This is a genomic window from Agromyces mangrovi (assembly GCF_030296695.1).
GTDB lineage: Bacteria > Actinomycetota > Actinomycetes > Actinomycetales > Microbacteriaceae > Agromyces > Agromyces mangrovi.
This window is the reverse complement of the sequence record NZ_AP027737.1, coordinates 1,870,210-1,881,783: the sequence shown is the minus strand read 5'-3', so window position 1 is coordinate 1,881,783 and position 11,574 is coordinate 1,870,210. Positions and strand designations below refer to the sequence as shown.

The following is an 11,574-nucleotide window of genomic DNA, read 5'->3' as shown; positions in this document are numbered from 1 at the left end:
TCTCGATCGAGGTGGCCATGTGGTCAGTGTCCTTCCGAGCGGGCGTTGCCGGGCGTAGGGGCGCCGTGCGTCTCCAGTCTGCGTCGCCGTGTCCGTTCGGTACAGCGAATGATTCTGACGGATACTGATCAGGTCAACCGATGAATGAGCGGATGCCCCGGGAGGTGCCGTGCTTGACGTGAGACGCCTTCGCCTGCTGGTCGAGCTCTCCCAGCGTGGCACGCTCGCCGCGGTCGCGGACGCCCTCTCGTACAGTCCGTCGTCGGTCTCCCAGCAACTCGACCAGCTCGCGCGCGAGGCGGGCGTGCCGCTGCTCGAGCCCGCCGGCCGCCGCGTGCGCCTCACCCCGCAGGCGCTGCTGCTCGTCGAACACGCGCGCGTGGTGCTCGACCGCCTCGAGCGCGCCGAGTCCGACGTCGCCGCCTCGCTCACCACGATCGCCGGCACCGTGCGCGTGGCGGTGTTCCAGTCGGCCGCGCACGCGCTCATGCCCGACGCCCTCGCGCGCCTCGCCCGCACGCACCCCGAGCTGCGCGTCGAGCTCGTCGAGCGCCCGCCCGAGCAGGGCCTCTTCGATACCGTCGCGCGCGACGCCGACCTCGTCATCGCCGAGCAGTACCCCGGCCACACCCGCCCGCACCACGAGGGCCTCGACCGGGTGCGCCTCGCGAGCGACCCGATCCGGCTGGCGCTGCCACCGGTGACGGATGCCTCCGACGGGCGCGACTCAGAGGCATCCGCCGCCCTGCCCGACCTGGCCGACGCCGACCCGGGGCCCTCCCCGCCGCCGAGCGCGACGCGCTCGCCCGCCTGCGCAGCGCCGCCGCGCTGCCCTGGGTGATGGAGCCCGAGGGCAGCGCCGCCCGCCAGTGGGCGCTGCAGCAGTGCCGCGCGGCCGGCTTCGAGCCCGACGTGCGCTACGTGACGACCGACCTGGTCGCGCACATCCGCCTCGTGCGCACCGGCAACGCCGCCGCGCTGCTGCCCGACCTCGTCTGGGCGGGCGACGCGCCCTCGGTGCGCCTGCACGACCTGCCCGGCCGCCCCTCGCGCGAGATCTTCACGGCGACCCGCCTTGCCGCGGCCGACCGCCCCGGCGTCATCGCCGTGCGCGAGGCGCTCCGCGCGGCTGCGTCCGCGGTCGCGGCGCCGTCGGAATGAGGGGCCGGGCGCCCGACCCCGCGGAACTTCCCCACAGCTGTTGCATCGCGCGGCGATTCGGACATGTCCTACGTGAAGGTGGACGACGAGGAGGCAGTCGATGGACTGGTTGGACGATGTCGTGCGAGACGCGACGCCGCGCGAACTCGGCGCGACCGTGGGAGCGAAGGCGTTGGCCGAGAGCATTGCACTGTCAGCCGTCGCTGAGGCGAACGCGACCTCGAGACGCTCCGGGATGCGGAAGGTCGCCGGCGGGCTCGGGATCGGAATCGGTGTGCTGGCGGTCGGCGTCGGTGCCGCCGCGGCTGCACCGGTGGTGGTCGACTGGCTGGGATGGACCCCCGACATCGTCGCGCAGCGCACGTTCGATCTCGAGGGCGGGCCGACGCTCGGGCTGTGCGAGGTCTACATGCGGGTCATTCCCGATTACAGCCGTGACGTGACCGACGACGAGGTCGACCGCCGCACCGAGGCCGCACGCGTCTTCCTGACCGACCACGACTGGGACCCGCTGATCGCCTCGATCACCGCTGCGGAGATCCAGAACGAGCTCACTCGCGACCAGGAGCAGCGCGAGGCAGCCACTACCGAGACGATGACCCCGCCGCCGGCGACGCTGTCCGGGGCCGCGACGCGGCTGATCTCGATGCGAGTCAGCCAGGAACTCGATCGCGCCGGCTACCTGCAGCCCGGGGTCGCCCTCGAGTCGGCGGCCGGACCATGCACGGGCGAGTCCGGGGCCGGCGAGTGACGCGCCATCGGAGGGCCGACGACCAGCGACTCGCATCCGTGTACATCGCCAATGCGGCGGATCTCCTCAACTTCTTCGGCCGCCGCGTCGAGGTGCCCGCTGATGCGTCCGACCTGCTCAGCGAGACATTCTTGGTCGCCACGAGACGCCGATCCCGCCTGCCGGATGACGAGACCGAGGCGCGGATGTGGTTGTTCGGCGTCGCTCGGAACGTGCTCGCGAATGCAACCCGTGGGGCGAGGCGCCGACATCGCTTCACCGCCGCTCTCGCCGACCATCTGGCCGCGCTCCCGCCCGAGCAGATCGGCGACCGCGCTCTCGACGTGCGGGCCGCGCTGACGGCCATCCCCGCCGACCAGGCGGAGCTGGTGCGACTCGTTCTCTGGGACGGGTTCACCGTTGCACAGGCCGCGGTCATCGTGGGCGTCAGCGAGTCGACCGCACGCGGCCGCTTCCAGCGCGCGCGGACCAGCCTTCGCGCGCGGCTCCGCGACTACGAACCCTCCCGGCGCGCGTGACGGCTCCCTATTCGGTCAGGCGTCCCTCGACCCAGCGGGTATGGGCCTGCAGGGCATGCAGCACCGCCAGGCGCACGACGAAGTAGAGCACCGCGGCGATGACGGCGATGATCACGAGGTAGATGGCGAGCACCAGCAGGCCGTTGAATCCGGAGACGAACATGGGCTGAGCCTATGGGGCGGTCGCGCAGCGTTCGGCGTCCTCCACAGGCGCTCCGTGCGCCTCCGAATCCCTCCAGCTTCGCGGCATTCCAGATGATGACGGGCAGGTTCACACGGAATCTCGCTCGAACCGTTCGACGTCGCCGTTGCCACCCATGACTGTTCAGTATTCTGAACAGTCGCGGGGACTGACCACTCAGTTGAACAGTCTCACGAGGTTGCGATCGCCGCCTGCAGGTCGCGGATGATCGAGCCCAGCTCGCCGGTCGCCAGCAGCCCGGCGCCGAGCGGGCCGGACCGGTCGGAGCCGACCGGCGGGAGCAGCAGCAGCGCGTGCCGCGCCGGTTCCGAGAGGCGCCCCACCTGCCAGTCGAGCTCCGCGGCACGCGCGTCGCCATCGGGCTCGGCAAGACCCACCGCGCGCACGGCGTACGCTGCGGCACCGAGCGCATGCGCGCCCATGTGGGCGACACCTGCTGCCTGCGCGGCCGATCGTGCCGCCGCCACTGCCGCCGGCGCACTCGCGCCGTGCGCCGCGCGGCCGGCGACGAACCGGCGGCGGATCTCGCCGGCCGCGTCGAGCTCGCCGCGCGAGAACGCCCGCGCCCGCGCGATCGCGTCGCGTGGCCGGTCGTCGTCCGGGGCATCCGCTTCGAACAGCGGCAGCACCCGCTCGGCGCAGTCGGCGGCCCACGCCGCGACCGCGCGGCGATCCTCCAGGCTCAGCGTCTGGGTCGAGGTCACACGCTCACCCCGACGACCCGGGTAGGCCGGATGGCGCCGCAGCGCGCGACCGCCCGGGCATCGGCGCCACGGCCAACAGCAACGCCGCCAGTGCGACCGCCACGAGCGCCGCGCCACCCGCGATCATGATCGCGAGCGGGAACCACAACTCCCCTCCGGGCGTGACGAACGCGTTGACGGCCGCGATACCGAGCCACATGGCGGCCGCGCCGAACGCCGCGCCGGTGAGCACCCGCCCGCGGATGGCTCGAGAACCACGAACCACGAGCACGGCGATCAGCGCGCCGATCATCGCCGCGAGCGCCGTCATTCCGCCGAGGAGCGCGCCGGCCCCGACCAGTGACCCGAACGCACCCCACCCTCCGAGCAACCGGAAGTCCGGGTTGCTCGCCAGGTACAGGCCCAGGGCCAGGACCACCCCGCCGGCCGCCCCGACCGGCAGCGCGAGCAGCAGCGGCATTCGGAGTGAGCGCCGATCCATGCATCCCACCGTAGCCACCCCGCGCGCGCGAGCGGATGGATCGACGAGCGGCGCCGACGCCGTCAGAGCACCACGAGGAAGCCGAGCACCGCGCTCGCGGCCGACAGCACACCGAGCACGATCGACGGGGTCGCGTTCTCCGAGCGGCGGATGTGCACGACGACGGCGCCGACCATCACGACGGCGAGCGCGGCGGCGGCGATCGGGGTGAGGATGGGCGCGATGCCCGTGAGCAGCGGGAGCACGAGTCCGATGCCGCCGGCGAGCTCGGCCGCGCCGATGAGCTTCACGGTCGGGTCGGCGAAGTCGTCGGCCCAGGCCAGGCCGCTCGCGACGAGTGCGGGCTTCGGGCGCGCGAGCTTCATGGTGCCAGCGGCGACGAAGGCGAGCGCGAGCACGGCGTTGAGGATCCAGAGGGCGATGAGCATGGGGTCTCCAGGGAGTGATCGTGGGGTTTGTTACTGTTGGTAAGCAACCCCATGATCTGTGATCGGATCAAGGCGTGCAAAAGGCACATCCGAGTAAGTAGGTGACACGCGATGGCGAAGCCCCTCACCGTCGAACGACCGGTCGAGCCGGCACCGACCGACTACGAGCGCTCCTGCGCGGGCGCACCGCCCGGCGGGGAGCACGGTCGCGCCATCCGCGACGTGCTCGACCGCGTCGGCGACAAGTGGTCGCTGCTCGTGATCGGCACGCTGCGCGAGGAGCGCCTGCGGTTCACCGAGCTGCAGCGGCACATTCCGGGCATCTCGCAGCGGATGCTGACCCTCACGCTCCGGCAGCTCGAACGCGACGGCCTGGTGACGCGCACGGTGCACGCCGAGGTGCCCCCGCGCGTCGAGTACGAGCTCACCGAGCTCGGCGGCACGCTCATCGACATGGCCATGGCACTTGCCGACTGGGCGATCACGAACCACCCGCGCATCGAGGACTCGCGAGCGGCCTACGACGCCGCGCACCAGCGCTGAGCCACCCGCGACCCGAGTCCGCGCAGCCCCCGGGTACCCTCGACCCATGCCTGTGGAACACGATGTCGTGATCGTCGGCGGCGGACACAACGGGCTGACCGCCGCCGCCTACCTGGCCCGCGCGGGCCTCGACGTGCTGCTGCTCGAGCGCGACGACCACCTCGGCGGCGCGGCGATCTCCGCCCCCGCGTTCGAGGGCGTCGAGGCGCGGCTCAGCCGCTACTCCTACCTCGTCAGCCTGCTGCCGAAGCGCATCATCGACGACCTCGGCCTCGACCTGCGGCTGGTGCGCCGCGCACATTCCTCCTATACGCCCGACCCGCACGACCCGACGCGTGGGCTGCTGATCGAACGCGACGGTGCCGGCTACGGCGCGTTCGAGCGCATCGGCGCGGCATCCGACGCCCTCGCCTGGGGCTCCTTCGGCGACGACACCGTGCGTCTCGCCGAGGCGATCTTCCCGACGCTCACCGAGCCGCTGCCGACGCGCGACGAGGTGCGTCGCATGGTCGACGACGCCCGCGTCTGGGACGAGTTCGTGCGTCGCCCGCTCGGCGAAGCCGTCGCCGCGCGGTTCTCGAACGACCTCGTGCGCGGCGTCGTCGAGACCGACGGGCTCATCGGCACGTTCACGCGCACGAGCGACCCGGCGCTCGACGCGAACCGCTGCTTCCTGTACCACGTGATCGGCGGCGGCACCGGCGACTGGGACGTGCCGGTCGGCGGCATGGGCGCGGTCAGCGGCGAGCTGGCGAGGGCCGCACGCACGGCCGGCGCGACGCTGGTGACGGGGGCGGATGTCACGAGCATCACGCCCGATGGCGAGGTGCGCTACACCCGGGGCGGCGTCGAGCACACCGTCAGCGCAACGACCGTGCTCTCGGGCGTCGCCCCGCACGTGCTCGCCCGTCTGCTCGGCGAGCCCGACTCCGCGCCGCGCCCCGAGGGCGCCCAGCTCAAGGTCAACCTGCTGCTCACCCGCCTGCCGCGCCTGCGCGACACGTCGGTCTCACCCGAGGCCGCGTTCGGCGGCACGCTGCACGTGAACGAGACCGCGTCGCAGCTCGAGGCCGCCTACGCAGCCGCCAGCGCCGGGCGCCTGCCCGACCCCATGCCGTGCGAGGTCTACTGCCACACGCTGAGCGACCCGAGCATCCTCTCCCCGAGCTCACCGCGTCGGGCTCGCACACGCTCACCGTCTTCGCCCTGCACGTGCCCGACCGCCTGGTCGACGCGCTCGGCGACGACGAGCTGCGCCGCGCCGCCGAGCGGGCGGTGCTCGACTCGCTCGACTCCGTGCTCGCCGAGCCGATCGAGTCGCTGCTGGCGACGGATGCCTCGGGCCGGCCGTGCATCGAGACGAAGACGACGCGCGACCTCGAGCGCGCCCTCGCGATGCCCGGCGGCAACATCTTCCACGGGCCGCTGTCGTGGCCGTGGCGCGAGGCGGGCGACCCCGCCGAGACGCCGGCCGAGCGCTGGGGCGTGGCCACGGCGCACCCGCGCATCCTCATGTGCGGGTCGGGCGCGGTGCGCGGGGGCGCGGTGTCGGGCATCGGCGGGCACAACGCCGCCATGGCCGTGGTGGAGTCGCTCGCCTAGAAGACGAAGAGCTGCCCGAGCACGATGACCGCGATGACGAACAGCACGACGATCGCGCCGACGATCTGCAGCGCGCGGGTCGAGGCCTTCGCGATGAGGAAGCCGATGCCGAACGGGAGGGCGATCAGCACGAGCGCGACGATCCACCAGAACGCCGAGTAGCCGAACTGCGACGCCTCCGAGATGCGCTCGCCGCTGAACAGCGTCTGCGTCGCAGGGTGGGTCGCGAGGCCGATGGCCGCCGAGATCGGCACGGCCACGAAGACCATGGCGATGACGCCGGCGAAGGCGCCCCACCATCCGGAGCGGTCGCCCGTGATGTCGAGGGCGTGCTCTTCGGTGTCCTTGCGCTGGCTCATGCCCAAGATCCTAGCGGTCGCCGGGCCCCGGAACCGACCACGATCGGGGGCGTCGTGCTGGCCCCGCGGGCCGCGCGGGAATAGGCTGGAATCGACGCAGAGGTCTCGACTGGAGGTCATCATGACGAACCCCACCGGCCACTACGCGAACCGGCCCGACGGCCTGTACCTGCTGTTCGATCGGCTGTTCGCGGCGCCCATCGAGAAGGTCTGGTTCACGCTCACCGCCCCGGGCGAGATGAAGAAGTGGATCGGCACCTACACGGGCAATCCGCGCACCGGCGGCGTCAAGTTCGTCCTGTCGGGCGGCCAGAACTCCGAGTGGGAGTACGCCAGCGTGCTCGAGTTCGAGGCGCCGCACCGGTTCACGGCCGACGTGGGCGAGGGCGCCGACGAGGTGCGCGTGTACTGCCACCTCACCGAGAAGGGCGGCCGCACCGCGCTCACGCTCGGGCAGCGACTGCGCGACCCGAAGGACGCCGCGCGCGTCGGCCCGGTCTGGGACCACTACCTCGACGCGCTGCAGGTCGCGGTCGCCGGCGGCGAACGCCCGAAGTGGAGCCACTACGGCGACACGTACGTCGACTACTACAAGGGGCTCGTCGTTCCCGCGGCATCCGCGTGACCCACCCCTAGACTGGCGCCATGAAGAGGTCATCGCGCCGCGCCACCGATGCCAGTGACGTCACCGAGCCGGCGGAGCGTGCGCCACGACCCATCGTGAGCCTGATGAGCAACCACCCGTTCCGGTGGGCGTTCGTCGCCACGCTCGGCGTGCTGCTCGCGCTGTTCCTCGCGCAGGCGGCGCTCGGGCTGTCGTCGGTGATCTTCGCGGTGTTCGCCGCGCTGTTCATCTCGCTCGGGCTCGACCCGCTGATCCGCTGGTTCCAGCGGCGCGGCATGAAGCGCGGCTGGGCGATCGTCACGGTCATCCTGCTCTTCGTCGGCGTGGTCGTCGGCATGCTGCTGCTGGTCATCCCGCTGATCGTCACGCAGGCCGTCGAGTTCATCCAGGGCCTGCCCCAGGCGGTCGCCGACATCCAGCAGCAGGACTGGTACCTCGCGGTCGAGGACTTCACCGGCGGCGCGATCTCGGGCCTCTACGACTGGCTGCTCGACCTCGTGACCGACCCGAACACGTGGGCGACCGTCGGCGGCGGCGCGCTCGCGGTCGCGGGCACGGTCGTGAACGCCATCTCGAGCGGGTTCTTCATCTTCATCCTCACGATCTACTTCGTGGCGACCCTCGACACCATGAAGAAGGCCAGCTACTCCCTCATCTCGGCCTCGCACCGCGAGACGGTCGTCGGCTACGCCGAGCGGATCATGGACTCCATCGGGCGCTACCTCAGCGGCATGGTGATCCTGGCGTTCTTCAACGCCACCTACAGCCTCATCCTGCTGATCATCGTCGGCGTGCCGTACGCCATCGTCATCGCATCGGTCGCGTTCCTGATCACGCTGATCCCGCTCATCGGTACCGTGCTCACCACGATCGCCATGACGATCGTGGCGCTGTTCGTCTCGCCGACGGCCGCGATCATCGTGCTGATCTTCATGCTCATCTACATGCAGGTCGAGGCGTACATCCTCACCCCGCGCGTGATGAGCAAGGCGGTCTCGGTGCCGGGTTCGCTCGTGCTGATCGCCGCCCTCGCCGGTGGCACGCTCGCCGGCCTGCCGGGCGCGCTGGTCGCGATCCCGATCGCCGCGGGCATCCTCCTCATCATCCGCGAGGTCGTGGTGCCGAAGAAGGCGGTCAGCTAGCTCTCGCTCAGGTCGAGGCGAGCGGATGCCCCGGGGCATCCGCTCGCGTCACCGGCGTCAGCTCCAGACCGACGGGGCCGCCGCGCGCGTGGCCGGCAGCGACACGCCCTGGCCCCACTCGAGCAGCCGCTCGGGAACGACCATCTCCTCGGGCACCTCGCCGATCGCCTCGATGAGCTCGGCGACCGACACGGTGCCGCCGCCCTGCTTGAGGAACCGGCCGCGGATGTAGCCCTTCGCGTACACCTCGGGCTCGCCGTCGGCGTCGGGGCGCACGAAGCGCTGCTCGACGTACACGGCCTTGTCGTCGAAGCCGAGGATGCGCGACTCGATCGTGAAGCGCTGCCAGAGGTTCAGCGACTTGCGGAACGACAGCGTCTCGGCGACGACGACCGGGTACCAGCCGCGCGCGCGGAAGAGCTTCCAGACGCCGTTGCGCACGAGCATGTCGAAGCGGGCGACGTCCATGATCGAGAAGTAGACGCCGTTGTTCATGTGCCGGTTGATGTCGAGGTCGGTCGGCAGCGTGATGAAGTTCGTGCGGGCGACGTCGTAGTGTCCGAGGCCCTGCTTGCGGCGCGAGAACCAGACGAGGTGGAGGAGGGTTCTGAAGAACATGTGCACGGGTGCACTGTAGGACAGGGTGGATGCCCCGGGGCATCCGTTGGCGCTCTCGCACAAGCCCGCCCGCCGCGGCGCCGCGCCCCCTTGTGCGCTTCCGCCACCCTCGGCCGGGCCCGTCGGGCACGTGCCCGTGGGTTCGGCACGTCGAAGTCGGTTCGGCACGCTGAGTTCGACGTGCCGTAACCACCGGCACGTGCCGATCGCACCGGCCCGCGCTGCAGCGCGTGCCCGTGTGAGTTCGGCGGGCCGGTGCGGAGCGGGTGGGCGGGCCGCGGGGCGCGGTCAGCGGTTGGGCACGTGCCGCTCGTCGGTGCCGTCGTAGACCGAGAGCGGGCGGATCAGCGAGTTGCCGTCGAGTTGCTCCATGATGTGCGCGGTCCAGCCGACGACGCGGCTGGCGACGAACAGGGGCGTGAACGTCTCCGTGTCGAAGCCCATCACGTGGTACGTCGGGCCGGCCGGGTAGTCGAGGTTCGGCTTGATGCCCTTGCGCTCGTCCATCGCCTGCTCGAGCGTGACGTAGAGGTCGTACAGGTCCTGACGGTCGTAGTGCTCGAGCATGCGCTCCATCGCGTCGCGCATGGTCGGCACGCGCGAGTCGCCGTGCTTGTAGACGCGGTGCCCGAAGCCCATGACCTTGCGCTTGGCGGCCAGCGCCTCGTCGAGCCAGGCCTCGGCACGGTCGGCCGACCCGATCTCGCCGAACGCGTGCATGACCGCCTCGTTCGCCCCGCCGTGCAGCGGACCCTTCAGCGCACCGATCGCGCCGACGACCGCGGAGTAGATGTCCGACAGCGTCGACGTGATCACGCGGGCCGTGAACGTCGACGCGTTGAACGAGTGCTCGGCGTACAGGATCATCGACACGTCGAATGCGCTCACGACCGGCAGCTCAGGCAGCTCGCCGAACGTCATGAAGAGGAAGTTCGCCGAGTAGCCGAGGTCGTCGCGCGGCTCGACCATGTCGAGCTCGTGCCGGCGGCGCTGGTCGTACGCGACGATCGACGGCAGCTGGGCGAACAGCCGCATCGCGATGTCGAGGTTCACGTCGGGCGACGACTCGCGGGCCTTCGGGTCGCGGGCGCCGATGACGCTGACGGCGGTGCGCACGACGTCCATGGGATGCGCCGTGAGCGGCAGCTCGTCGATGACGCGCTTCACGGTGTGGTCGAGCCCGCGCAGCGAGCGCTCCCGCTGCTCGAACGCGGCGAGCTGGCGCTCGTCGGGCAGCTCACCGTTCCAGAGCAGGTACGCGACCTCCTCGAACGTCACCGACGCGGCGAGCTCCTGCACGGGGTACCCGCGGTACAGCAGCGAGTTCGTCTCGGGGTTCACCTTCGAGATGGCCGTCGTGTCGACGTACACCCCCGCGAGGCCCTTGCGGATCTCGGGCTCGGTCTGCTGCTCGGTCATGGCGCCCCCGTCACGTCGGCTGGAACCCCAGCCTATTGGTGGGGGCTGCCCGGGGGCATCCGCTCGCCCTGCCCTGCCCGCACGGGCCGCGCTCAGCGCGCGACGCGGAAGTTGAAGATCGACGAGTCGAAGCGGTTGTACCCCTCGTAGTCGATGAGGTCGTACAGCTCGGCGCGGTGCTGCATGTCGTCGAGCTTGCCGACCAGGTTGCCGGATGCCTCGAGTTCGTCGAGTCCCGCCTCGGCGGCGCCCATGGCGAGGCGCAGCAGCGACACCGGCCAGATGACGATGTTCATGCCCACGTCGGCGAGCTGCTGCGCCGTGTGCAGCTCCCCTTGCCGAACTCGGTCATGTTCGCCAGCAGCGGCACGTCGACCGCGGCGCGCATTGCAGCGAACTCGTCGAGGAGGCCATCGCCTCGGGGAAGATCGCGTCGGCGCCGGCGTCGACGAGCGCCTTGGCACGGTCGACGGATGCCTCGAAGCCCTCGACCGCCCGGATGTCGGTGCGCGCCATGATCAGGAAGTTCTCGTCGCGCCGGGCGTCGGCGGCCGCACGGATGCGCTGGAGCGCGGTGTGCTCGTCGACGACCTGCTTGCCGTCGAGGTGGCCGCAGCGCTTGGGGTTGACCTGGTCCTCGATGTGGAGGCCCGCGAGGCCGGCGTCCTCCATCTCCTGCACGGTGCGGGCGACGTTCATGGGCTCGCCGAATCCGGTGTCGGCGTCGACGATCGCGGGCAGCTCGGTCATGCGGGCGATCTGCTTCGCGCGTCCCGCGACCTCGGTGAGCGTGGTGAGCCCGATGTCGGGCAGGCCGAGGTCGGCGGAGAGCACGGCGCCCGAGATGTAGACGCCGTCGAAGCCCTTGCGCTCGATGAGCCGGGCGCTCAGCGGGTTGAACGCGCCCGGGAAGCGGAGCAGCTCACCCGAGGCGAGTCGTTCGCGGAACCGGCGGCGCTTCTCGGCGGGCGAGGTCTGTGCGTAGAGCATGCGCCCAGCCTACGGCGGCGCCCCGTGGCAT

12 protein-coding genes and 3 pseudogenes are annotated in these 11,574 nt (G+C 71.2%); 7 read left to right on the top strand and 8 right to left on the bottom strand.

Annotation, left to right across the window (positions count from 1 at the left end):
- Positions 1–169: 169 nt before the first annotated feature.
- From QUE38_RS08965 to QUE38_RS08955, 3 genes and pseudogenes are all read left to right on the top strand, one after another.
- Positions 170–1,161: pseudogene (locus tag QUE38_RS08965) on the top strand (LysR family transcriptional regulator).
- A gap of 100 nt (positions 1,162–1,261) precedes the next feature.
- Positions 1,262–1,912 (top strand): hypothetical protein, encoded by a 651-nt coding sequence (locus tag QUE38_RS08960; RefSeq protein ID WP_286307524.1) that lies wholly within the window; start codon positions 1,262–1,264, stop codon positions 1,910–1,912.
- A 38-nt stretch (positions 1,913–1,950) separates the two neighbouring features.
- Positions 1,951–2,430 carry an RNA polymerase sigma factor gene (locus QUE38_RS08955; RefSeq protein ID WP_286307521.1) on the top strand — a complete coding sequence of 160 codons (480 nt, stop codon included), beginning with the start codon at positions 1,951–1,953 and terminating at the stop codon, positions 2,428–2,430.
- Positions 2,431–2,437: 7 nt separating this feature from the next.
- On the opposite strand, the gene QUE38_RS08950 is transcribed toward QUE38_RS08955, so the two are convergent.
- From QUE38_RS08950 to QUE38_RS08935, 4 genes are all read right to left on the bottom strand, one after another.
- Positions 2,438–2,593, bottom strand: coding sequence for a hypothetical protein (locus QUE38_RS08950; RefSeq protein ID WP_286307519.1), 156 nt, complete (start codon positions 2,591–2,593; stop codon positions 2,438–2,440).
- 209 nt (positions 2,594–2,802) lie between these two features.
- Positions 2,803–3,336: a putative immunity protein gene (locus tag QUE38_RS08945; protein WP_286307517.1), complete on the bottom strand. Its 534-nt coding sequence runs from the start codon at positions 3,334–3,336 to the stop codon at positions 2,803–2,805.
- Positions 3,337–3,340: 4 nt separating this feature from the next.
- The gene (locus QUE38_RS08940; RefSeq protein ID WP_286307514.1) at positions 3,341–3,796 is read right to left on the bottom strand and encodes a hypothetical protein; all 456 of its coding nucleotides are present in this window, start codon (positions 3,794–3,796) and stop codon (positions 3,341–3,343) included.
- Between the two features lie 83 nt (positions 3,797–3,879).
- A complete protein-coding gene (locus tag QUE38_RS08935; RefSeq protein WP_286307512.1) occupies positions 3,880–4,245 on the bottom strand; it encodes a DoxX family protein in 366 nt (121 codons plus the stop codon).
- A gap of 111 nt (positions 4,246–4,356) precedes the next feature.
- Between QUE38_RS08935 and QUE38_RS08930 the strand changes: the two genes are divergently transcribed.
- Together QUE38_RS08930 and QUE38_RS08925 are read left to right on the top strand one after the other, a co-directional pair.
- Positions 4,357–4,788: a winged helix-turn-helix transcriptional regulator gene (locus tag QUE38_RS08930; RefSeq protein WP_286307510.1), complete on the top strand. Its 432-nt coding sequence runs from the start codon at positions 4,357–4,359 to the stop codon at positions 4,786–4,788.
- Positions 4,789–4,834: 46 nt separating this feature from the next.
- A pseudogene (locus QUE38_RS08925) lies at positions 4,835–6,390 on the top strand (phytoene desaturase family protein).
- Here the strand turns inward: QUE38_RS08925 and QUE38_RS08920 are convergent.
- Entirely contained in the window at positions 6,387–6,749 is a 363-nt protein-coding gene (locus tag QUE38_RS08920) for a hypothetical protein (RefSeq protein WP_286307508.1), read from the bottom strand. The pseudogene QUE38_RS08925 and the gene QUE38_RS08920 overlap by 4 nt on opposite strands.
- Positions 6,750–6,870: 121 nt before the next feature.
- On the opposite strand from QUE38_RS08920, the gene QUE38_RS08915 reads away from it, so the two are divergent.
- Both QUE38_RS08915 and QUE38_RS08910 read left to right on the top strand, forming a co-directional pair.
- On the top strand, positions 6,871–7,374 hold the full coding sequence (locus tag QUE38_RS08915) for an SRPBCC domain-containing protein (RefSeq protein WP_286307506.1): 504 nt from the start codon (positions 6,871–6,873) through the stop codon (positions 7,372–7,374).
- A gap of 20 nt (positions 7,375–7,394) precedes the next feature.
- Entirely contained in the window at positions 7,395–8,516 is a 1,122-nt protein-coding gene (locus tag QUE38_RS08910; protein WP_286307504.1) for an AI-2E family transporter, read from the top strand.
- A 57-nt stretch (positions 8,517–8,573) separates the two neighbouring features.
- Here QUE38_RS08910 and QUE38_RS08905 read toward each other — a convergent pair whose 3' ends face one another.
- The 3 genes and pseudogenes from QUE38_RS08905 to prpB all read right to left on the bottom strand — a co-directional run bounded on the left by QUE38_RS08905 (position 8,574) and on the right by prpB (position 11,543).
- On the bottom strand, positions 8,574–9,134 hold the full coding sequence (locus tag QUE38_RS08905) for a thioesterase family protein (protein WP_350227462.1): 561 nt from the start codon (positions 9,132–9,134) through the stop codon (positions 8,574–8,576).
- A gap of 288 nt (positions 9,135–9,422) precedes the next feature.
- Positions 9,423–10,553, bottom strand: coding sequence for a bifunctional 2-methylcitrate synthase/citrate synthase (locus QUE38_RS08900; protein WP_286307502.1), 1,131 nt, complete (start codon positions 10,551–10,553; stop codon positions 9,423–9,425).
- Between the two features lie 92 nt (positions 10,554–10,645).
- Positions 10,646–11,543, bottom strand: a pseudogene (prpB, locus tag QUE38_RS08895) (methylisocitrate lyase).
- Between the last annotated feature and the right edge of the window lie 31 nt (positions 11,544–11,574).

What these genes read in the sequence shown, in the direction of transcription:
- QUE38_RS08960 (WP_286307524.1), top strand. Translation starts at nt 1,262, where the DNA reads ATGGACTGGTTGGACGATGTCGTGCGAGACGCGACGCCGCGCGAACTC.
- QUE38_RS08950 (WP_286307519.1), bottom strand. Translation starts at nt 2,593, where the DNA reads ATGTTCGTCTCCGGATTCAACGGCCTGCTGGTGCTCGCCATCTACCTC.
- QUE38_RS08940 (WP_286307514.1), bottom strand. Translation starts at nt 3,796, where the DNA reads ATGCCGCTGCTGCTCGCGCTGCCGGTCGGGGCGGCCGGCGGGGTGGTC.
- QUE38_RS08935 (WP_286307512.1), bottom strand. Translation starts at nt 4,245, where the DNA reads ATGCTCATCGCCCTCTGGATCCTCAACGCCGTGCTCGCGCTCGCCTTC.
- QUE38_RS08930 (WP_286307510.1), top strand. Translation starts at nt 4,357, where the DNA reads ATGGCGAAGCCCCTCACCGTCGAACGACCGGTCGAGCCGGCACCGACC.
- QUE38_RS08920 (WP_286307508.1), bottom strand. Translation starts at nt 6,749, where the DNA reads ATGAGCCAGCGCAAGGACACCGAAGAGCACGCCCTCGACATCACGGGC.
- QUE38_RS08915 (WP_286307506.1), top strand. Translation starts at nt 6,871, where the DNA reads ATGACGAACCCCACCGGCCACTACGCGAACCGGCCCGACGGCCTGTAC.
- QUE38_RS08910 (WP_286307504.1), top strand. Translation starts at nt 7,395, where the DNA reads ATGAAGAGGTCATCGCGCCGCGCCACCGATGCCAGTGACGTCACCGAG.
- QUE38_RS08905 (WP_350227462.1), bottom strand. Translation starts at nt 9,134, where the DNA reads ATGTTCTTCAGAACCCTCCTCCACCTCGTCTGGTTCTCGCGCCGCAAG.
- QUE38_RS08900 (WP_286307502.1), bottom strand. Translation starts at nt 10,553, where the DNA reads ATGACCGAGCAGCAGACCGAGCCCGAGATCCGCAAGGGCCTCGCGGGG.